The sequence below is a fragment of the Petroclostridium xylanilyticum genome (genome assembly GCF_002252565.1).
Taxonomy (GTDB): Bacteria; Bacillota; Clostridia; order SK-Y3; family SK-Y3; genus Petroclostridium; species Petroclostridium xylanilyticum.
This window is the reverse complement of the sequence record NZ_NPML01000025.1, coordinates 1-20,124: the sequence shown is the minus strand read 5'-3', so window position 1 is coordinate 20,124 and position 20,124 is coordinate 1. Positions and strand designations below refer to the sequence as shown.

Sequence of the window (20,124 nt, the reverse complement as noted above, 5' to 3'; positions counted from 1 at the left end):
TCTGGAGGTAAAAATGAAAATAGCTGTAGTAGATGGACAGGGCGGAGGATTAGGCAGATCCATCATAGAAAAGTTAAGTAAGGAAATCAGCGGCATGGCGACCATCATTGCACTGGGTACCAATTCAATGGCTACTGCTTCAATGCTGAAAGCCGGAGCCAATGAAGGTGGAACAGGAGAAAATGCAATTGTTGTGAATGCAAACAGGGTGGATATTATTGTTGGATCTGTAGGCATATTAGCTGCTAATTCCATGCTTGGAGAATTTACCCCTAAAATGGCAGAAGCGGTTGCAAGCAGCAGTGCAAAAAAGATTCTAATACCTTTAAACAGGTGTGGTCTTGAAATAGTGGGTACAAATTCAGAATCACTTCCGGGCTTAATTGATTTGTTAGTATTAAGAGTCAAGGAGATTTGTAATGCAAATGGTAAAGGTTAGGTATGATTTTTTAGTTGATGAATGTTATTCCAATCACTGAGCTACAAGGCTAAGAGCCTGTAAACTTGCTCCGGGCCGCATCAAACTCGCTGTTGATCAAACAAGTGATGCGGCTTCTTCTCCGCTTCGTTAACAGGATCTAAGCCTTTCCGCAGAGTTCTTTCCATAATATTCATCAACTAAGTTAAATGCACCCGTAAAAAGTTGTGGTATAAATTAATCAACTATTTTTATTTATGAACTGCAAACTTATACAGAGGGTTTTAAATTTGCAAACCGGGGTAAAAATATACCATAGCATTAAATATGAGGAGTGATTCAAGTGGCAGATTTAAAGCCTTTTACGTTTATTATATTCGGTGGAACGGGAGACCTGGCTGTAAGAAAATTAATTCCTGCCCTATACAACTTGTACATTGAAGGAAATATTGAAATACCCTTTTCTGTAATAGGAATTTCCAGAAAACCGATGACACATCAACAATATGCAGATTTTTTTGTAGAGGGTGTAAAAAAATTCTCCAGAAATAAATATGAGGAAGAAGTATATAAAAAAATGGCTGCTTCTTTTTATTATATTTCTGGCGACCTGCAACAGGATAATACTTACCACAATTTAATAGATATTTTAAATAAGGTAGAAGGAGAAGAAAAAAACAGGTTATTTTACCTTGCAACAACCCCGGAATTTTTCCCTGTAGTAGTTGAGAATCTTACCAAACATGGTATTTTGCTAAAGGGAGCAGTGAAACCCTGGCATAGGATAATTATAGAGAAACCCTTTGGTTCAGACCTTGAATCGGCAAGGTTATTGAATCAGCGGTTGGAACGTTTAGTAGATGATTTTCAGATGTATAGGATAGATCATTATTTAGGTAAGGAAGCGGTACAGAATTTTTTAGTATTGCGTTTTGCCAACGGTATTTTTGAGCCCTTATGGAATAATAAGCATGTCGACCACATACAAATTACAGTTTCTGAAACAGTAGGCGTAGGAAATAGAGGCCGGTATTATGAGCACGCAGGGGCTGCCAAAGATATGCTTCAAAATCATATTTTGCAGTTATTATCCTTAATTGCCATGGAACCACCGGTGGACTTTGATGCCGCATCTATAGCTGCTGAAAAGGTAAAAGTGATTAGAGCGCTGAGGTTGTTTAGTGAAAATGCGATTGTGAGAGGACAATATCAAGGCTATACAGCTGAAAAAGAAGTTGACCCGGCCTCTACAGTAGAAACCTTTATTGCAGCAAAATTGGAAATCCATAATTGGCGGTGGGCAGGTATTCCGGTATATGTACGTACAGGAAAGTATTTAAAGGAGAAGAAGACAGAAATTGTCATCCAGTTTAAAAATACCCCATATAATTTATATAAAAACAATAACATTGGTCCAAACCGGCTGGTTATAGCAATTGATCCAAAAACAGGTTTTGATTTGCAGTTCAATGTCAAGGAGCCTGTCCGGGGAGATGTCAAAATAAGGGGTGTGAAAATGAATTTCTGCCATGAATGCGAGTTTGGCGATAATACGCCCGAAGCCTATGAAAGGCTTTTGCTGGATGCCATCCTGGGGGATGCCACCTTGTTTACCAGTTGGAAAGAAGTAGAGTATTCTTGGATGCTGGCAGAAAGTATTTTTGCCCAATACGAGGGGCAGATGCCGCATATTTATGAGAAAGGCAGTTGGGGACCGGAAGAGGCTGATGAATTGTTAAAACAAGATGAAAGGAACTGGTATTATGGTGATTTACGACGTAACAATGCCAATCCATGCGGGAATGGCTGCATACAAAAACAGGCAGGAATATAAACCGTGCATAGAGAAGGTACGGACAATAGAGCAGGGGAGCAATGAATCAAAATTTTGTCTTTATTCACATGCGGGGACTCATGTAGATGCTCCCTATCACATGCTTGAGAAAGGGTATAAGCTTGAGGAAATACCTTTACATAAGATGTATGGAAAATGCAAGGTGCTTGATTTGCAGGATGTCGAAGATTATATAGAAGTAAAACATATAGAAAAGTATGATCTTAAATCCGGAGATTTTGTTTTCTTAAAAACCAGGAATTCTCTGGATAATGATTTTAACTTCCAGTTCATCTATCTTTCTCCTGAGGCCGCACAGTATCTTGTAAGTAAGGGAGTTGAAGTAATAGGCATTGATGCGTTGAGCATTGAAAGAAATTGTCCTCAACATACTACTCATCATATACTTTTGGAGCACGACATACTTGTTGTAGAAGGGCTTCGATTAAAGGAAGTTCCTGAGGGAGAATACACATCAATTATTGCACCACTGCCCATTGTAGGAGGAGATGGAAGCCCGGCGAGGGTGCTGTTAATTAAAGATTGAGATTGGGAGGAAGTGTTAAAAGTGGGCGGAGCAAATACACCTTTGTATGACGTTCGGGAAATTGCAGATTTAAAGGACATGCTGGCGCAGAGCACTGAAATATATGGAGATAAAGCTGCTTTTCTGGTTAAACCAAAGGAAGGCGGAGACTATAAGCCTGTATCCTATAAACAATTTAAGAGGGATGTAGAGGCACTGGGGACTGCATTGATTGATTTGGGCCTTAAAGGAAAACGTATTGCGGTAATAGGAGAAAACAGATACGAGTGGGCGGTATCTTACCTTGCGGTCATTAATGGTGTAGGAACTGTAGTCCCTCTGGATAAAGATCTTCCGGTAAATGAAATCGAAAATCTTGTTGACACTTCAGAGGCAAGTGGTATTATTTATTCCGGAAAATATGAAAAGGACATTATCAGTATCAGTGCGAACTTACCCAAGCTTGATATATGCATTAACATGGACGGTGATGGACAAAGTAAAGCCATACTCTCCTTTTCGAAGTTAATAGAAAAAGGAATGGAATTAATAAAGCAGGGTGACAGGCGTTTTATAGACGAAAAGATTGATGCCGGAGAAATGAAAATTCTTCTTTTTACTTCCGGAACAACCGGACTGGCAAAAGGGGTGATGCTCTCTCATAAAAATATATGTGCAAACCTAATGGCCATGTGCTCCATGCTTTACATTGATGAAAAAGATATTTTTCTTTCAGTATTACCGCTTCACCACACTTATGAATGTACCTGCGGTTTTTTATGTCCTATCTATCGCGGGAGTACAATAGCTTATAGCGAAGGGCTGCGTCATATTGCAAAGAATATGAAGGAAGCAAAGGCAACCATGATGCTAGGGGTACCTTTGCTGTTCGAATCCATGCATAAAAAGGTATGGCAGCAGGTTGAAAAGAGTGGAATGGCTTCAAAATTGAGAACTGCCATTAAGATAAATAATTTCTTAAAAACTTTTGGCATGGACTTTTCAAAAAAGCTCTTTAAGAAAATTCATGACAGCCTGGGTGGGCATATACGTATATTTATCAGTGGAGGAGCAGGAATTGATCCAATGGTTGCAAAAAGATTTAGAGAACTAGGGTTTCCGCTTGTTCAGGGATATGGACTAACCGAATGTTCTCCTATCGTTGCATTAAATAGAGATTGCTATTTCAAGGATGCAGCCGCAGGACTTCCGCTTCCCGGGGTAGAGGTAAAAATTGATAACCCGGGGGATGAAGGGGTAGGTGAGATTATCTGCAAGGGTGAAAATGTAATGCTGGGATATTATCAAAATGAACTTGCAACCGGGAAAGTTATTAAAGATGGGTGGTTCCATACCGGTGACCTGGGGTTTATTGATCCGGATGGTTTTGTACACATTACCGGCAGACAGAAAAATGTAATTGTAACCAAGAACGGTAAAAATATTTTTCCTGAGGAAGTGGAATCATATTTAAATAGAAGCAGCTATATTGCTGAAAGTCTCGTATGGGGAAAATACGATGAAGAAAGCGGAGAAACCTATGTAAATGCACAAATCGTCCCTAACTTTGAAGCGATAGAGGAAAAGCTTGGCAAAGACTATACCGATGAACAGTTATATCAGCTTATCAATGCTGAAGTAAAAGAAGTAAATCATAAGATGCCATTATACAAGCGCATTACGGACTTTACCATCAGAAAAGAGGAATTTGCAAAAACTACTACAAAGAAGATAAAGAGGTATATCGAAAAGCCGGAGGGATGAATTTAACAAAATTAAAATCAGCCGGGAAAACGATGGGTATGTAGTTTCCCGGCTAGTCTGTTTTTTATACGGACTGTGACAAAAACCTGTCTGCATTATTTTATTCCTTCAGATTAATCTTTTCAAGCAAATAATATAACACTTTTTTAGTCTTGGTAATCACCTGTGCTTCACAGGCCATTCCAACTTTTATTTCAGCCTTTTCACCTTTATAACTGTACAAAGGCTTGTTTTCTATATCTCCTTCCACAAGATAAAAGCTGTGCCCATTGTTTCCATCCGTTCTGGCATCCGTACCTATCCGTGTAATAGAACCGTTTAATTCCCCGTATTCCTTATAGGGCAGTGCCAGAAAATGATATTTGATGCGCTGGTTTTCCCGGATACCTGCAATATCTTTATTCGACACATAAAGCTGCACCTTGTATTTAGAATTATGTTCCGGAACAATGGTAGCTATTTCGGTACCGCTTTGCAGCAAATCCCCCTTGCTGATTTCGGTTACTATATTCACAATACCTTCTATGGGTGCACGTACCGTGCAATCCAGGATATTCAAGTTGACAATTTCTAAGTCCTTTTTCAGCTGTTCCAGCTTTTTTTCATATAAGTCAATATCGGCATCCAACTGTACCAATTTATCCATTTTATACTTTTCCAATACTGTTTTGGTATACTGGTCCTTGCCATCATATATTTCATTAAACTTCTCTGTTTTTTCAAGATTTCTTTCAAGTTCCTCCAATGCCCTTTTGTGCTGCTGTATGGCAGTATGAAGGTTTAGCATATACTCGTTTTTATACTTTTCCAAATCCAATTCGGCACTTTCAAGCTGCTCCTGTGCATCTTCAGCTTCTTTTTTTGCAATTGCACCTGCTTCAAATAATCTGGCAGCATTTTGAGCAGTTTCCTGTTTTTGCACGATGACTTGGGTCATCTGTTGAACATTAAGCATATAGTCAAGATATTTATTGTAATACTCACGGTTGCTTTCATTAAAAAGATTTTTCCCCTCTTCTATAGAATATTTCAAAAGCTCAAGATTCTTAAGGTTCTCTTTATTCTTTTGTATTTCGGCACTATAGCTCTTTTCATTATACTGCGTATCATGTCGTAGTTGGCTTAGTTCCAGTTCTGCACGTTGTTTTTCTGTGGTGATATCTGTTTCATATTTCACATATTTATTATAATATTCCTTTTCATCTTCTGTATTTTCATTAAAATGGTTTTTACCATCAAGAATGCTTTGTTTGAACTTCTTTAAATTTTTAAGTTCCTGCTCTGTTTTTATCAGTTCCTTAACAAGGATGTCTTTTTCCAGCAGCAGACTCTGATGTTCAACCGTGTATAAAATATCTCCTTTATTTACCTGCTGTCCTTCTTCAAAATAAACATTTTCAACTTTTCCGAATACCTTGTTCTTAATGGTACTAATTTTATGATTTGGGCGCACAATCCCGCTGGCTTTCACGACAATATCCATTTCACTGAAGTATGACCATAACAAAGCAGTCATGATGATGGTAACAAGAATATAGGCAAAAACAGCCATAAAGGGATGGGGTCTGCTTTCCAGAAGCTCCCGGCTGTCGGTCAGTTCTCCAAACTCCTGTATCACAGCCTTCATACCATCGCCGCCTCCTTCTCATAAACTGCTGTTTTTTCCATTTCGTAATCAGGCAACTGTTCCTTCCATAGGTCATAGTACCGGCCTTTTTGAGCCATCAACTGCTTGTGCGTACCGCTTTCTATGATTTCACCGTTGTCCATGACATAGATCCTATCACAACGCATAATGGTGCTCAGACGGTGGGCGATAATGATGGTAGTGATACCATCCGTCAACTGGTTAATTGTTTTTTCAATTGCTTTTTCGGTAATGGAATCCAGGTTGCTGGTTGCCTCATCCATGATCAGAATATCCGGTTTCTTAAGTAATGCTCGGGTGATTGCCAATCGCTGCTTTTGCCCGCCGGAAAGGTTATCACCGTTCTCTTCCAGCATAGTGTTATACCGCAGCGGTAAATTATTGATAAAGTCGTGCGCTTTTGCCATTTTGGCACATTCGATAACCTCTTCCATACTTGCATCTTCCATCCCCAGGCAAAGATTGTTCTTGATAGTATCACTGAACAGGAAAATATCCTGGGAAATATAAGCGATTTTCTCCCTTAACACTTCAATATTGATATCTCTGATATTGTATCCGTTAATGAGTATCTCTCCCTTTTCCCATGAATAGAAATTGAGAAGCAGCTTGACTAGGGTGGTTTTTCCGGAACCGCTTTCTCCTACCAGCGCTATTTTTTCACCGGGTTGTATGGTTAGGTTGATGTTTTTTAACACCAGCTGTCGTGTACCATAACGGAAATCTACATTTTTAAACGCAATGATCCCTTTTAACGATGCAGGATTAATCTTCTTGTCCTCGTCGGGACTTTTTTCCGGTTCCAGATCTAATATCTCTCCCAGCCTGTCAGAGGCTACAATAGCTGTTTGCAGCATGGGCTGCAAGTTAATAAGATTTTTAATCGGGTCAAGGAAATATGCCAGCAGGGCGTTAAAGGCCAGCAGTTGTCCTACCGTCATTTTCCCATTGATGACATGCCAGGCACCGACCCATAAAATCACAATACCTCCTATACCTCCTATAAAACCCGTCAGTGCTCCCTGCATGTTGCTGATAAAACCGCCTTTGAAAATGCTTTTTAACAGTTTTACGAATTTCTTTTCGGTCTCAATGGAGGATTTGCGTTCGGCATTGAAAGCTTTGACAGTTTCAATGCCATTTAAGGATTCTACCAGATAAGATGTAAGCTGCGCATTATTCTCCATTTGCCTGCGGTTGATATCACGTATGGGTTTGTTAAAAGCAAAGACAATGGTTCCATAGAAAATAACCATGATAACGGTAATACCAAACAAAAATGCATTTTGAGTATACAATATGATACCGCCTGCAACGGCCATCAACGTATCAATCATAATGGTAAGGGTAGCTCCTGAAATAGCTTCACGTACCTTAGACGCATCCATGAACCTGGATATAATTTCCCCTACTTTCCTTGTGCCGAAAAAATTCATGGGCAGTTCCAGCACATGCCGGTAATAACCCAGAATCAAAGGGATATCCAACTTCTGGCTAAGGTACAAAAGCAAATGGGAACGGAAAGCATTGAGCAAGATTTTAAATATGTTTAAGAGAATAATACCGATGGAAATAATGTGCAGAGTCTTTTTGAGGTTATACTGCAAAATATCGTCCATTAGAAATTTGAAGTAAAAAGAGCCCAGTATTCCCAGCACTGTATAAATCAGAGAAGTCAGAAAAATATTTAAAAGCAGTTTCTTTTGAGGCTTTAATAATCCCAAAAATCTCGCAAACAACCCTTTGGTTTCATCACCTTTTTGAAACTGCGCTGTTGGTACCATGAGGATGAGTACCCCTGTCCATATCTTGAAAAATTCCTCCGGTGTATACCTGACAATCCCTTTGGCCGGATCGGCAATAATGACTTCCTTTTTGCTGATGTTATGAATAACTACATAGTGCAATAACTTACCTTCCACTACTACGTGAGCAATAGCAGGCAGCGGAAATCCGCTGAAAAAATTTTCCTGGTTGCCCTTTACGCCTTTTGCGGTAAAACCAAGTTTTTCAGCAGCTTTAATAACCCCATATGCATTGGTACCCATTTTATCGGTACCGGCAACCTCACGGATTTTTGTAATTGGCATTTTAAGACCGTATTGCTTGGAAATGGTGGCAAGACAAGCAGCGGCACAATCGGTGATATCATGCTGCTTGATACATACATATCTTTTGAATAATTGCCTTATCATTTGGTTGAACCCTCCACGACATATTCAACCAAACAAATGAATGCATTAGATACAGTACCTAAATAAATCATACTATAATAATCCTTCTTTGTCCATAATGCTTTCACAATTTTTAACATTTTTTCATATCAACCTATGGAAATCCATAGGTTGATAATTTGAACAAGATATAGTAAATTTACGTTAAATAGAGGAATAACAACTATTAACCAAGCAATGAAATGCACTGCATACAATACCTGATAAAATAAATGTCAAAGAAACCCAAGTCTGCACAGGAACTTGACGATATATAAGTTTATGTATATGTTGGAGTTAATCCGACTGTTGTGTAATAGTGGTATTAACCATGAAGACGGGAATTGCCGGCATTAAGCAGTCTTTATGGTTGATATATATTCTGAAGTTACCCGGGGAATGGAAGAAGTTATAAACAAAAGAAAGGAGGATATTCAATGGATGCTGCGTTAAATATTAACAGTATTAATTTTATGGAGTTAAACAAAGAAGAATTAATGTGTATTGATGGTGGAGTTAATTGGGATAGAGTATTTGCAGGTACTGCTACTTATTTAGGAGCAACCTTGGCGGTTGCAATGATGACTACACCCGTAACAGCACCTGTTGCAGTTACATATCTCGCTATCTCTGCAATTTCCGGGGCTTATGTAGGGTATGGTCTCGTTACAGATTAAAATGTAATAATGTTTACTCAGTAAACAGGGCAATCCTGAAATTCTTCATTAACTTAAGTTTTCAGGATTGCCTTTTTTGAAGTATATACTGAAGTACATACTATCATAAGATAGAGTTATAGAAAAGAAATTATATATAATACTAAAAAGATTAGTAAAATAAAACTAGAGGTAAGTATTGAGAGCTATGGTTCAATTAATAAATTTGAACTATAAAAGGAGAGGTTCATGTTGAAAATATTATTTGATAAATTTCTAATTTATCTGTTTACTTCAATTACTATTGCGTTGAATATGTGGCATTTTTATTGGAATAACAAAGAGAGAAACCTGTTTACTTTTACAGACATTATTTTAACCATTGTAGCTATAATGGCATTAATTAACTATAAGTTTACAGGTGAAATGTTGCCGATGTATGGTATAATAGTACTTTGTTATGTAAGTATTGTAATGTTTTTAAATAGACAGTTCCATTTTCCAGATTTTATTAATGTAGCTCTATATGTTCCTTTTTTAATTGCTGCTATATATTTTACATATGAAGTTTTTAAGAGGGGAACAAAGTTTTAAATTCTTTGCATGCGTGGATGTCAAGGGTGTGTCAAGGGGACGGGGTGTGTCAAGGGGACGGGGTTGTTGACACCTTTATTTCGAGATCATATGCTTCGAAATGGAGGTGTTTTGGCATGGCAAGACATGCATGAGAAAAAAGCAGCAGTGGGATATATCATATTATGCTAAAAGGGATCAATCAACAAGACATTTTTGAAGATGATAGGGATAGACGCATCGGACATACAAAGATTAGATAGCGAAAAAAGAAGTAGTATTTTGAAAAAATCCAAGGAAATAGAGGAATTTTCTGTTCTACAGATATCAAGAGTAACGGGTATTAATAGGGTTGCTGTCAGTAAAGCTTGACAGTGAGAACCGTCCCCGTTGCTAGTCCCCAATTTATATCCTTCCGACATGCTGGTTAAATTATCTTTAGTGATTTAATGTACTATCTGCAACATGTATAATGCTTAAAATTATTATGTAGTGTACGGTGGCTTATAATCTGTCGTTATATAAAACCAATTTTTCCAAATCAAATAAATAATCCATGGACTCGAGAAAACAAAAAATACTATAAATAGCCATGAATCAGAATACAGTTCATTGAGTTTAATAGACATTTTATCAGTATTCAGTGTTTTTTCAAAAAAATACAATACAGTAAACGCTATATTATTTATAATATGGCAAATTATTGGTATAATGAGCGTTTGATTTTTTATGTACAGCAGTGCCATTACAATTCCAAAAATAAACCCTCCTATTAAATCCATATGAAACATTGAAAATATAAACGATGAAATAATAATGCTTTGACGTAATCCCCATTTAATATATAATCTATTTAAAATTATTCCTCTGAAAAAAAATTCTTCTATTATAGGGAAAATTATACATATAAATAGAATTTGATTAACAAACCCTATTTGTGTTATATTACTTGGGGAATTTAAAATATTTTCTGTAAAAACAGGTGCAATTAGTGAAAAAGTATATAGTAACGTCGCTGTTACTCCTATTGAAAATAAAACAAGCGGAGTTGCAATATAAAAAATTTCCCACCAATTATATTTAGATGGCAATTTACCAATCAATTTTTTAATGTCAATGTTAAATACACTAGATTTAAATATAACCCAGGTTACAATTATTAAATGAAGAAATATAAATGATAAGAAATTATTTTTAATATTTAACTTTGACAGAATAGATATTATAATCTGACTTATGATATACCATAAAATAAAGTTTCTCAGTTTTAATTTGTTAAAAGGATTATCATTATCAATCATTGTCTTTCACCCTTGCTATTTAATTTTGTTAGATTCATCCTTACGGTTTTTCGATATACCTCTTTATTTTCTTTGTAATAGTTTTTACAAATTCTTCTTTTTTGATGGTAAAGTCCATAATGCGCTTGTATAATGACATCTTATGATTTACTTCGTAGTGCACAACAACTTACCTTCCACTACTACGTGCGCAATAGCAGGCAGCGGAAATCCGCTGAAAAAATTTTCCTGGTTGCCCTTTACGCCTTTTGCGGTAAAACCAAGTTTTTCAGCAGCTTTAATAACCCCATATGCATTGGTACCCATTTTATCGGTACCGGCAACCTCACGGATTTTTGTAATTGGCATTTTAAGACCGTATTGCTTGGAAATGGTGGCAAGACAAGCAGCGGCACAATCGGTGATATCATGCTGCTTGATACATACATATCTTTTGAATAATTGCCTTATCATTTGGTTGAACCCTCCACGACATATTCAACCAAACAAATGAATGCATTAGATACAGTACCTAAATAAATCATACTATAATAATCCTTCTTTGTCCATAATGCTTTCACAATTTTTAACATTTTTTCATATCAACCTATGGAAATCCATAGGTTGATAATTTGAACAAGATATAGTAAATTTACGTTAAATAGAGGAATAACAACTATTAACCAAGCAATGAAATGCACTGCATACAATACCTGATAAAATAAATGTCAAAGAAACCCAAGTCTGCACAGGAACTTGACGATATATAAGTTTATGTATATGTTGGAGTTAATCCGACTGTTGTGTAATAGTGGTATTAACCATGAAGACGGGAATTGCCGGCATTAAGCAGTCTTTATGGTTGATATATATTCTGAAGTTACCCGGGGAATGGAAGAAGTTATAAACAAAAGAAAGGAGGATATTCAATGGATGCTGCGTTAAATATTAACAGTATTAATTTTATGGAGTTAAACAAAGAAGAATTAATGTGTATTGATGGTGGAGTTAATTGGGATAGAGTATTTGCAGGTACTGCTACTTATTTAGGAGCAACCTTGGCGGTTGCAATGATGACTACACCCGTAACAGCACCTGTTGCAGTTACATATCTCGCTATCTCTGCAATTTCCGGGGCTTATGTAGGGTATGGTCTCGTTACAGATTAAAATGTAATAATGTTTACTCAGTAAACAGGGCAATCCTGAAATTCTTCATTAACTTAAGTTTTCAGGATTGCCTTTTTTGAAGTATATACTGAAGTACATACTATCATAAGATAGAGTTATAGAAAAGAAATTATATATAATACTAAAAAGATTAGTAAAATAAAACTAGAGGTAAGTATTGAGAGCTATGGTTCAATTAATAAATTTGAACTATAAAAGGAGAGGTTCATGTTGAAAATATTATTTGATAAATTTCTAATTTATCTGTTTACTTCAATTACTATTGCGTTGAATATGTGGCATTTTTATTGGAATAACAAAGAGAGAAACCTGTTTACTTTTACAGACATTATTTTAACCATTGTAGCTATAATGGCATTAATTAACTATAAGTTTACAGGTGAAATGTTGCCGATGTATGGTATAATAGTACTTTGTTATGTAAGTATTGTAATGTTTTTAAATAGACAGTTCCATTTTCCAGATTTTATTAATGTAGCTCTATATGTTCCTTTTTTAATTGCTGCTATATATTTTACATATGAAGTTTTTAAGAGGGGAACAAAGTTTTAAATTCTTTGCATGCGTGGATGTCAAGGGTGTGTCAAGGGGACGGGGTGTGTCAAGGGGACGGGGTTGTTGACACCTTTATTTCGAGATCATATGCTTCGAAATGGAGGTGTTTTGGCATGGCAAGACATGCATGAGAAAAAAGCAGCAGTGGGATATATCATATTATGCTAAAAGGGATCAATCAACAAGACATTTTTGAAGATGATAGGGATAGACGCATCGGACATACAAAGATTAGATAGCGAAAAAAGAAGTAGTATTTTGAAAAAATCCAAGGAAATAGAGGAATTTTCTGTTCTACAGATATCAAGAGTAACGGGTATTAATAGGGTTGCTGTCAGTAAAGCTTGACAGTGAGAACCGTCCCCGTTGCTAGTCCCCAATTTATATCCTTCCGACATGCTGGTTAAATTATCTTTAGTGATTTAATGTACTATCTGCAACATGTATAATGCTTAAAATTATTATGTAGTGTACGGTGGCTTATAATCTGTCGTTATATAAAACCAATTTTTCCAAATCAAATAAATAATCCATGGACTCGAGAAAACAAAAAATACTATAAATAGCCATGAATCAGAATACAGTTCATTGAGTTTAATAGACATTTTATCAGTATTCAGTGTTTTTTCAAAAAAATACAATACAGTAAACGCTATATTATTTATAATATGGCAAATTATTGGTATAATGAGCGTTTGATTTTTTATGTACAGCAGTGCCATTACAATTCCAAAAATAAACCCTCCTATTAAATCCATATGAAACATTGAAAATATAAACGATGAAATAATAATGCTTTGACGTAATCCCCATTTAATATATAATCTATTTAAAATTATTCCTCTGAAAAAAAATTCTTCTATTATAGGGAAAATTATACATATAAATAGAATTTGATTAACAAACCCTATTTGTGTTATATTACTTGGGGAATTTAAAATATTTTCTGTAAAAACAGGTGCAATTAGTGAAAAAGTATATAGTAACGTCGCTGTTACTCCTATTGAAAATAAAACAAGCGGAGTTGCAATATAAAAAATTTCCCACCAATTATATTTAGATGGCAATTTACCAATCAATTTTTTAATGTCAATGTTAAATACACTAGATTTAAATATAACCCAGGTTACAATTATTAAATGAAGAAATATAAATGATAAGAAATTATTTTTAATATTTAACTTTGACAGAATAGATATTATAATCTGACTTATGATATACCATAAAATAAAGTTTCTCAGTTTTAATTTGTTAAAAGGATTATCATTATCAATCATTGTCTTTCACCCTTGCTATTTAATTTTGTTAGATTCATCCTTACGGTTTTTCGATATACCTCTTTATTTTCTTTGTAATAGTTTTTACAAATTCTTCTTTTTTGATGGTAAAGTCCATAATGCGCTTGTATAATGACATCTTATGATTTACTTCGTAGTGCACAACAACTTACCTTCCACTACTACGTGCGCAATAGCAGGCAGCGGAAATCCGCTGAAAAAATTTTCCTGGTTGCCCTTTACGCCTTTTGCGGTAAAACCAAGTTTTTCAGCAGCTTTAATAACCCCATATGCATTGGTACCCATTTTATCGGTACCGGCAACCTCACGGATTTTTGTAATTGGCATTTTAAGACCGTATTGCTTGGAAATGGTGGCAAGACAAGCAGCGGCACAATCGGTGATATCATGCTGCTTGATACATACATATCTTTTGAATAATTGCCTTATCATTTGGTTGAACCCTCCACGACATATTCAACCAAACAAATGAATGCATTAGATACAGTACCTAAATAAATCATACTATAATAATCCTTCTTTGTCCATAATGCTTTCACAATTTTTAACATTTTTTCATATCAACCTATGGAAATCCATAGGTTGATAATTTGAACAAGATATGGTAAATTTACGTTAAATAGAGGAATAACAACTATTAACCAAACAATGAAATGCATTGCATACAATACCTGATAAAATAAAATCTTAGATGGGGGTTTCGGTTAAAGTGGGTGTTATAGAACGTGATAAAAGCTTGAGACTGGAAAATGTGCTGTCTTTAAGAAAAAAGATGACTCAGCAGGAAGTACAGCAAGAAATGATGAAAATAGGCAAGTTCCTACAAGATAATGGAATACGAAAAACCGGTCCTGTAGTTACGGCAACTTTTGCAGTGGAAACGGATAATGAACAGCCTCTGATGGATATGGAGATATTGGTTCCGATAGATAGGAAGGCGGAATTGCCGGAGGGGTATAGGCTTAAAGAAGTATTTCATTTGCTACATGCCGTCTACGCAAGGCATGAGGGCAATCCCAATATGTTACAAAATACCTATAACGAAATGTTAGCATACATTCAACAAAATAATTTGCAGCAAATCACTGCAGGATATAATGTCAATATCAAAGAACCTAAGTCAGCACAGGAACTTGATGATATGGTAATTGATGTGTATATTGGAGTGAATCCTTCAATATTATAAACTTGGTATTAGTCATGAAGACTTTATATGCCGGCTTGAGTCTTTGTGATTGATATATCATTCAGAAGTTTCCCGGGGAATGGAAAAAAAATAAAAACAAATGAATTGGAGGTTGATTTTGATGACAAATGCAATGGCTTTAAAGAATGTCAATTTTGTGGGATTGACAAATGATGAATTGATAAAAAATGTTAACTTTGTTGAGTTAACCAAAGATGAGGCTTATCTTGTTAATGGTGGGGGTTGGGATGAAGTAGTAAATATTACATGTGGTACCGTTCTAGCAGCACACGCTCTTCCCATTGCTATAGGTGTTAGTCTTGGTGCTACTCCTGTTGTTGCAGTTGGAGTAGGGGTTGCATGTGTAGCTGTAGGGGTACATATGATTGCAGAAGGTTTGGATTAAATAAAACTTTTATAATCAAAAAAATTTTATGAGGTGATATTAGTATGTTAGCAGAATTAACACAAAACGAGCTTTACTTAGTAAATGGCGGTTTAAGTGACGATTATTATTTTGCACAAGCATGCATTTTAGCAGCTTGTAACATAGCTACCTTGCCAGGAGGGCAAGCTGTAGCAGTAGGTATGGTCGCTTTAGGATTAATTGCAGCAGCATCGACTTATATTGATGCAAAATTTGACAATAATTAATCATTGCAAAAGTTAGATAAGGACTATATAGTCCTTATCTAACTTTTATTAGTAGCTGCTAATGCTATAAAATAGTTTTATTATATAACAATTTTACTATTGGAGTTGATTGAAATTGCGTAAAAAACTAATAGAAACAGTAGTTGCATTGTTCTTTATTGCATTGTTTATTATCTCCATTTATTTCTTAGGTTCAGTATACATGAAAAAAATAAATATTTTTCATGTATCAAGTTATTTATCAATCATCCTATTCTTGTTCAGTCATTTATTCATAGGCTATTCTTTACTATTTTATAAATTCATAAAAGACTCTTTAGATTTAATAATAAAGATTGATAGTAATATAACAATCATTAAAACTAAAAGTGAAAAAATTATTCTTTTATTATTAGCTATTACTTTTATAATATGCATAGCATATTATCATCTCAATGATACAGAACTACTCAAAATTCATTATTTAAATTTTTTAAGTATGTTCTTTTTTGGAATGGCTAATTTATTATTTTCAGTTTCAAATTCACATATAATGGTAGGGAAAAATTTTGTATGGATAAAAAATCAAATAATAAACCGAGATAAAATAGAATATTTTAAAATTGATACTACAAATAATTATGCTATACTAAAAATAAAAGATAAAGACAAAGAGATATTTTTAAAAAACACAAAAGCCAGTTTAAAGCTATTACAAAAAAAATTACAACAAGCAAACATATAATCTAAACACAGACACGCACAGACACAGGGACAGGTACTTTGTCTGTTATCTCTATAAGTTTTAGAGAAAAATTGGCAGACAATTTACTTGGTCCCCTGTCTGTGTCTGAACATAATGATTATAAAATTGCCTATCATTCCATGCAATTCTTTGTTGATAATTAATAAGAGAAATGCTATAATAATTCAAAAATAATTATTTTTTACATTTATGTATAATGTTTAATGGTATATAATCATGTCAAATTTTGTTCTTAAGATAGCTGACGGAATTGAGAGGACAATATCATGGAAAAGAAAATATTGGCATCATGGCAGCGGTGCAAGAGCATAGGTTTGTCCAAAGACATCGTTTTTCCTGTGATAAAAGTGACACCACAACAATTCAAAGTTATATGCAGCCAAAACAAAATGCTCATCTCTACATTTAAAACCTGCATTACAGAACTTAAAGCTCATCTTACCGGAGCATTTCTCTTCCTATTAACCGATGCACAGGGCATTTTACTGGATATTTACTACAACAAGGATATAGAACAGCACGTTAAACAATCCCAAATCAAGCCGGGTATGTCCTTTGCCGTGGAAAGCTGCGGGACCAATGCCGTATCCATGGCCATGGATACAGGCGAATCCATATATATACTGCCGGAACAGCATTACTGCAGTCTTTTTAAATGCTGGCATTGTTTTTGTACGCCGATATTGATGAATAACAAGATCATTGGATATCTCGACATATCTACCATAAATACACAAATGAAAAAAGAATTTGTAGCCATTACAAAAATTTTACCCAGTTATTTGATAGACAAATACAAAAAGCAGCTTAATCAATATATTATAGATATGTCTTCTGTCAAGCTGACAAAACGCCAGATGGAAATCCTGACGCTAATAACAAGAGGACTCTCGGCAAAAGAAATAGCAATTGCACTAAAAATAAAAGAATGTACCGTGGATTATCATAAAAAAGTACTTTTTGAAAAACTAAACGTAAACTCAAGCACCGAAGCAGCCGCAATGGCTGCACGTCTTAAACTAATACCCTGAATCCTGAAATACTATGGAAATCCATAGGTTGATAATTTGAACAAGATATGGTAAATTCATAATGAATAAAGTATTAACAACTATAACCAAACAATGCTATGCGTTGCATAAAATACTTGATAGAATAAATGTCAATGTAAAGGGATCTAGCTCTGCACAGGAACTTGACGATATACAAGTTTATGTATATGTTGGAGTTAATCCGTCTGTTCTGTAATAGTGATATTAACCATGAGGACTGGAATTGCCGGCATAAAACAGTCTTTATGGTTGATATATATTCTGAAGTTACCCGGGGAATGGAAGAAGTTACAAACAAAAGAAGGGGGGATATAGAGTGACAGATGTAATGTTGCTAAATAATGTGAATTTTCTAGAGCTGTCAAATGATGATTTAATGACAATTGATGGTGGTGCCTGGAGTTGGAAGGAATTTGGTAGATCAGTTGCTTCAGGAGCTTTAACAGGTGCTATAGCAGGTGCCACAGGAGGTACGATGACTGTTCCTGTTATTGGAACTGTATCAGGAGCAGTTGGTATGGGCATTGCAGGTGGCGTTATAGGAGCAGTTGTTTATGCTGCTACTGGATGGTGGTGATAATTAGAAATTTATGCGGAAAACTAGTATATGTGGTTTTCCGCATAAATTTTAAAAGAGGAGGAAATAAAATTGTTAAATTATAAATTTATTATTAATGTCGGACTTATAATTGCAATTATTAATCTTTTTATAATACTTGATTTTAAATATGCTGCTTTAATATCATTAGGAATTATTCTGATTGTTATTGGAATACTTATGCGAATAAATAAAAATTAAAATGATATCAATAACATTAAGGATTTTTTATTTCTATTTGTCGATAAATTACTCGCTGTTTCATATTGATCTAATTTAATTATATCAAAACAATTTAAATTAATTAAGAAGGGAGTGCAAAATAAATGAAATACATATGTTCTAAATGCGAAAAGGAATTAACTAAAGCAAGAGCTACAAGTGCAATTGGAAAATTTTCTGCTATAAAAGAACCTATTAAATTATTTACTACAAAAGAAAGTAGTGTTATGACCCCATATGTTTGTTCAAATTGTGGATATGTTGAATGGTATGTCGAAAAACCTGAAAATTTTAGATAACAAAAAGACAGGGGTACAGGTGAGACTACTGAAAAAATCACTTTTTTAAAAAAAGCCAACGGAGTTAAGCGGGTTTCAGGGTTCAATTTTCAGAAAAAAGTGACTTTATCAGTAGTTTCGGACAGGTACTTTGTCTGTTATCTCTATAAGTTTTAGAGAAAAATTGGCAGACAATTTACTTGGTCCCCTGTCTGTGTCTGAACATAATGATTATAAAATTGCCTATCATTCCATGCAATTCTTTGTTGATAATTAATAAGAGAAATGCTATAATCCCGAGTTTGACACTTGGCGAATACAAAAAGCCTGATAAGGCTTGATATTAAAGGGTTTCAGGCTTTTGATTAAATAAAAAATTTGCGTACTTTTTTAAAATCCTTGCTAATGCTGCATTTGCTGTCATTTAATAAATCGGCAGATATGATTTGAAAATTAAGATTAAAATAATAAAATCACTAGAAAGTACGCACTTTTAGAAAATCAAATTTGACACAAAAATGTGCTATTTTCAAGGCTTCGAGCACTGTTTGAAAAGTTGCAACTGTCAAAGACCCGTGTTTGTTATCTCTATAAGTTTTAGAGAAAAATTGGCAGACAATTTACTTGGTCCCCTGTCTGTGTCTGAACATAATGATTATAAAATTGCCTATCATTCCATGCAATTCTTTGTTGATAATTAATAAGAGAAATGCTATAATAATTCAAAAATAATTATTTTTTACATTTATGTATAATGTTTAATGGTATATAATCATGTCAAATTTTGTTCTTAAGATAGCTGACGGAATTGAGAGGACAATATCATGGAAAAGAAAATATTGGCATCATGGCAGCGGTGCAAGAGCATAGGTTTGTCCAAAGACATCGTTTTTCCTGTGATAAAAGTGACACCACAACAATTCAAAGTTATATGCAGCCAAAACAAAATGCTCATCTCTACATTTAAAACCTGCATTACAGAACTTAAAGCTCATCTTACCGGAGCATTTCTCTTCCTATTAACCGATGCACAGGGCATTTTACTGGATATTTACTACAACAAGGATATAGAACAGCACGTTAAACAATCCCAAATCAAGCCGGGTATGTCCTTTGCCGTGGAAAGCTGCGGGACCAATGCCGTATCCATGGCCATGGATACAGGCGAATCCATATATATACTGCCCGAACAGCATTACTGCAGTCTTTTTAAATGCTGGCATTGTTTTTGTACGCCGATATTGATGAATAACAAGATCATTGGATATCTCGACATATCTACCATAAATACACAAATGAAAAAAGAATTTGTAGCCATTACAAAAATTTTACCCAGTTATTTGATAGACAAATACAAAAAGCAGCTTAATCAATATATTATAGATATGTCTTCTGTCAAGCTGACAAAACGCCAGATGGAAATCCTGACGCTAA

23 protein-coding genes and 2 pseudogenes are annotated in these 20,124 nt (G+C 35.0%); 19 read left to right on the top strand and 6 right to left on the bottom strand.

Features of this window, described 5'->3' with window-relative positions; all coding sequences use genetic code 11:
• The first annotated feature begins 13 nt into the window (after window positions 1–13).
• The 4 genes from CIB29_RS15620 (at window position 14) to CIB29_RS15605 (ending at window position 4,542) form a co-directional block, all read left to right on the top strand.
• Window positions 14–439: a DUF3842 family protein gene (locus CIB29_RS15620; RefSeq protein WP_094551300.1), complete on the top strand. Its 426-nt coding sequence runs from the start codon at window positions 14–16 to the stop codon at window positions 437–439.
• 322 nt (window positions 440–761) lie between these two features.
• Window positions 762–2,252, top strand: coding sequence for a glucose-6-phosphate dehydrogenase (gene zwf, locus CIB29_RS15615; protein ID WP_198543928.1), 1,491 nt, complete (start codon window positions 762–764; stop codon window positions 2,250–2,252).
• Window positions 2,203–2,799 (top strand): cyclase family protein, encoded by a 597-nt coding sequence (locus CIB29_RS15610; protein WP_198543927.1) that lies wholly within the window; start codon window positions 2,203–2,205, stop codon window positions 2,797–2,799. The genes zwf and CIB29_RS15610 overlap by 50 nt, the downstream gene beginning before the upstream one ends.
• A 21-nt stretch (window positions 2,800–2,820) precedes the next feature.
• A complete protein-coding gene (locus CIB29_RS15605) occupies window positions 2,821–4,542 on the top strand; it encodes an AMP-dependent synthetase/ligase (protein WP_341444442.1) in 1,722 nt (573 codons plus the stop codon).
• Between the two features lie 100 nt (window positions 4,543–4,642).
• Here the strand turns inward: CIB29_RS15605 and CIB29_RS15600 are convergent, their stop codons facing one another.
• Both CIB29_RS15600 and CIB29_RS15595 read right to left on the bottom strand, forming a co-directional pair.
• Complete coding sequence (locus CIB29_RS15600) at window positions 4,643–6,169, bottom strand: beta-barrel domain-containing protein (RefSeq protein WP_094551294.1); 1,527 nt, start codon at window positions 6,167–6,169, stop codon at window positions 4,643–4,645.
• Window positions 6,166–8,382 carry a peptide cleavage/export ABC transporter gene (locus CIB29_RS15595; protein ID WP_198543930.1) on the bottom strand — a complete coding sequence of 739 codons (2,217 nt, stop codon included), beginning with the start codon at window positions 8,380–8,382 and terminating at the stop codon, window positions 6,166–6,168. Before CIB29_RS15595 ends, CIB29_RS15600 begins: the two co-directional genes overlap by 4 nt.
• Before the next feature lie 458 nt (window positions 8,383–8,840).
• Here CIB29_RS15595 and CIB29_RS15590 point away from each other — a divergent pair, with 458 nt between their 5' ends.
• The 3 genes from CIB29_RS15590 to CIB29_RS18665 all read left to right on the top strand — a co-directional run bounded on the left by CIB29_RS15590 (window position 8,841) and on the right by CIB29_RS18665 (window position 10,004).
• Window positions 8,841–9,080 (top strand): Blp family class II bacteriocin, encoded by a 240-nt coding sequence (locus CIB29_RS15590; RefSeq protein ID WP_198543926.1) that lies wholly within the window; start codon window positions 8,841–8,843, stop codon window positions 9,078–9,080.
• Window positions 9,081–9,308: 228 nt separating this feature from the next.
• Window positions 9,309–9,653: a hypothetical protein gene (locus tag CIB29_RS15585; protein ID WP_094551290.1), complete on the top strand. Its 345-nt coding sequence runs from the start codon at window positions 9,309–9,311 to the stop codon at window positions 9,651–9,653.
• A 201-nt stretch (window positions 9,654–9,854) separates the two neighbouring features.
• Window positions 9,855–10,004: a hypothetical protein gene (locus tag CIB29_RS18665; protein ID WP_157910330.1), complete on the top strand. Its 150-nt coding sequence runs from the start codon at window positions 9,855–9,857 to the stop codon at window positions 10,002–10,004.
• Between the two features lie 113 nt (window positions 10,005–10,117).
• On the opposite strand, the gene CIB29_RS15575 is transcribed toward CIB29_RS18665, so the two are convergent.
• Together CIB29_RS15575 and CIB29_RS15570 are read right to left on the bottom strand one after the other, a co-directional pair.
• Window positions 10,118–10,933, bottom strand: coding sequence for a CPBP family glutamic-type intramembrane protease (locus CIB29_RS15575; protein WP_094551288.1), 816 nt, complete (start codon window positions 10,931–10,933; stop codon window positions 10,118–10,120).
• A 40-nt stretch (window positions 10,934–10,973) separates the two neighbouring features.
• A pseudogene (locus CIB29_RS15570) lies at window positions 10,974–11,383 on the bottom strand (cysteine peptidase family C39 domain-containing protein).
• Window positions 11,384–11,841: 458 nt separating this feature from the next.
• On the opposite strand from CIB29_RS15570, the gene CIB29_RS15565 reads away from it, so the two are divergent.
• The 3 genes from CIB29_RS15565 (at window position 11,842) to CIB29_RS18660 (ending at window position 13,005) form a co-directional block, all read left to right on the top strand.
• Complete coding sequence (locus tag CIB29_RS15565; protein ID WP_198543926.1) at window positions 11,842–12,081, top strand: Blp family class II bacteriocin; 240 nt, start codon at window positions 11,842–11,844, stop codon at window positions 12,079–12,081.
• Window positions 12,082–12,309: 228 nt separating this feature from the next.
• Complete coding sequence (locus CIB29_RS15560) at window positions 12,310–12,654, top strand: hypothetical protein (RefSeq protein WP_094551290.1); 345 nt, start codon at window positions 12,310–12,312, stop codon at window positions 12,652–12,654.
• 201 nt (window positions 12,655–12,855) lie between these two features.
• Window positions 12,856–13,005, top strand: coding sequence for a hypothetical protein (locus CIB29_RS18660; protein WP_157910330.1), 150 nt, complete (start codon window positions 12,856–12,858; stop codon window positions 13,003–13,005).
• 113 nt (window positions 13,006–13,118) lie between these two features.
• Here CIB29_RS18660 and CIB29_RS15550 read toward each other — a convergent pair whose 3' ends face one another.
• Together CIB29_RS15550 and CIB29_RS15545 are read right to left on the bottom strand one after the other, a co-directional pair.
• Window positions 13,119–13,934, bottom strand: a complete 816-nt coding sequence (locus tag CIB29_RS15550; protein WP_094551288.1) for a CPBP family glutamic-type intramembrane protease — start codon at window positions 13,932–13,934, stop codon at window positions 13,119–13,121.
• Between the two features lie 40 nt (window positions 13,935–13,974).
• Window positions 13,975–14,384, bottom strand: a pseudogene (locus CIB29_RS15545) (cysteine peptidase family C39 domain-containing protein).
• 262 nt (window positions 14,385–14,646) lie between these two features.
• Between CIB29_RS15545 and CIB29_RS15540 the strand changes: the two are divergent.
• From CIB29_RS15540 to CIB29_RS15505, 9 genes are all read left to right on the top strand, one after another.
• Window positions 14,647–15,141 carry a GyrI-like domain-containing protein gene (locus tag CIB29_RS15540; protein WP_094551286.1) on the top strand — a complete coding sequence of 165 codons (495 nt, stop codon included), beginning with the start codon at window positions 14,647–14,649 and terminating at the stop codon, window positions 15,139–15,141.
• Between the two features lie 121 nt (window positions 15,142–15,262).
• On the top strand, window positions 15,263–15,547 hold the full coding sequence (locus CIB29_RS15535) for a hypothetical protein (RefSeq protein ID WP_094551284.1): 285 nt from the start codon (window positions 15,263–15,265) through the stop codon (window positions 15,545–15,547).
• 44 nt (window positions 15,548–15,591) lie between these two features.
• Window positions 15,592–15,795 (top strand): hypothetical protein, encoded by a 204-nt coding sequence (locus CIB29_RS15530; protein ID WP_094551282.1) that lies wholly within the window; start codon window positions 15,592–15,594, stop codon window positions 15,793–15,795.
• A 115-nt stretch (window positions 15,796–15,910) separates the two neighbouring features.
• The gene (locus CIB29_RS15525) at window positions 15,911–16,519 is read left to right on the top strand and encodes a hypothetical protein (RefSeq protein WP_094551280.1); all 609 of its coding nucleotides are present in this window, start codon (window positions 15,911–15,913) and stop codon (window positions 16,517–16,519) included.
• Between the two features lie 287 nt (window positions 16,520–16,806).
• Entirely contained in the window at window positions 16,807–17,571 is a 765-nt protein-coding gene (locus CIB29_RS15520) for a LuxR C-terminal-related transcriptional regulator (protein WP_094551274.1), read from the top strand.
• 182 nt (window positions 17,572–17,753) lie between these two features.
• Window positions 17,754–17,912: a hypothetical protein gene (locus tag CIB29_RS19000; protein WP_198543925.1), complete on the top strand. Its 159-nt coding sequence runs from the start codon at window positions 17,754–17,756 to the stop codon at window positions 17,910–17,912.
• Window positions 17,909–18,169 (top strand): Blp family class II bacteriocin, encoded by a 261-nt coding sequence (locus tag CIB29_RS15515; protein WP_242965263.1) that lies wholly within the window; start codon window positions 17,909–17,911, stop codon window positions 18,167–18,169. The genes CIB29_RS19000 and CIB29_RS15515 overlap by 4 nt, the downstream gene beginning before the upstream one ends.
• A 347-nt stretch (window positions 18,170–18,516) precedes the next feature.
• Entirely contained in the window at window positions 18,517–18,711 is a 195-nt protein-coding gene (locus tag CIB29_RS15510) for a hypothetical protein (protein WP_094551278.1), read from the top strand.
• 803 nt (window positions 18,712–19,514) lie between these two features.
• A partial coding sequence (locus tag CIB29_RS15505; protein ID WP_094551276.1) for a sigma-54-dependent transcriptional regulator family protein occupies window positions 19,515–20,124 on the top strand: 610 nt, incomplete at its 3' end.

What these genes read in the sequence shown, in the direction of transcription:
- CIB29_RS15620 (WP_094551300.1), top strand. Translation starts at nt 14, where the DNA reads ATGAAAATAGCTGTAGTAGATGGACAGGGCGGAGGATTAGGCAGATCC.
- CIB29_RS15610 (WP_198543927.1), top strand. Translation starts at nt 2,203, where the DNA reads ATGCCAATCCATGCGGGAATGGCTGCATACAAAAACAGGCAGGAATAT.
- CIB29_RS15600 (WP_094551294.1), bottom strand. Translation starts at nt 6,169, where the DNA reads ATGAAGGCTGTGATACAGGAGTTTGGAGAACTGACCGACAGCCGGGAG.
- CIB29_RS15590 (WP_198543926.1), top strand. Translation starts at nt 8,841, where the DNA reads ATGGATGCTGCGTTAAATATTAACAGTATTAATTTTATGGAGTTAAAC.
- CIB29_RS15585 (WP_094551290.1), top strand. Translation starts at nt 9,309, where the DNA reads ATGTTGAAAATATTATTTGATAAATTTCTAATTTATCTGTTTACTTCA.
- CIB29_RS18665 (WP_157910330.1), top strand. Translation starts at nt 9,855, where the DNA reads ATGATAGGGATAGACGCATCGGACATACAAAGATTAGATAGCGAAAAA.
- CIB29_RS15575 (WP_094551288.1), bottom strand. Translation starts at nt 10,933, where the DNA reads ATGATTGATAATGATAATCCTTTTAACAAATTAAAACTGAGAAACTTT.
- CIB29_RS15565 (WP_198543926.1), top strand. Translation starts at nt 11,842, where the DNA reads ATGGATGCTGCGTTAAATATTAACAGTATTAATTTTATGGAGTTAAAC.
- CIB29_RS15560 (WP_094551290.1), top strand. Translation starts at nt 12,310, where the DNA reads ATGTTGAAAATATTATTTGATAAATTTCTAATTTATCTGTTTACTTCA.
- CIB29_RS18660 (WP_157910330.1), top strand. Translation starts at nt 12,856, where the DNA reads ATGATAGGGATAGACGCATCGGACATACAAAGATTAGATAGCGAAAAA.
- CIB29_RS15550 (WP_094551288.1), bottom strand. Translation starts at nt 13,934, where the DNA reads ATGATTGATAATGATAATCCTTTTAACAAATTAAAACTGAGAAACTTT.
- CIB29_RS15540 (WP_094551286.1), top strand. Translation starts at nt 14,647, where the DNA reads ATGGGGGTTTCGGTTAAAGTGGGTGTTATAGAACGTGATAAAAGCTTG.
- CIB29_RS15535 (WP_094551284.1), top strand. Translation starts at nt 15,263, where the DNA reads ATGACAAATGCAATGGCTTTAAAGAATGTCAATTTTGTGGGATTGACA.
- CIB29_RS15530 (WP_094551282.1), top strand. Translation starts at nt 15,592, where the DNA reads ATGTTAGCAGAATTAACACAAAACGAGCTTTACTTAGTAAATGGCGGT.
- CIB29_RS15520 (WP_094551274.1), top strand. Translation starts at nt 16,807, where the DNA reads ATGGAAAAGAAAATATTGGCATCATGGCAGCGGTGCAAGAGCATAGGT.
- CIB29_RS19000 (WP_198543925.1), top strand. Translation starts at nt 17,754, where the DNA reads ATGTATATGTTGGAGTTAATCCGTCTGTTCTGTAATAGTGATATTAAC.
- CIB29_RS15510 (WP_094551278.1), top strand. Translation starts at nt 18,517, where the DNA reads ATGAAATACATATGTTCTAAATGCGAAAAGGAATTAACTAAAGCAAGA.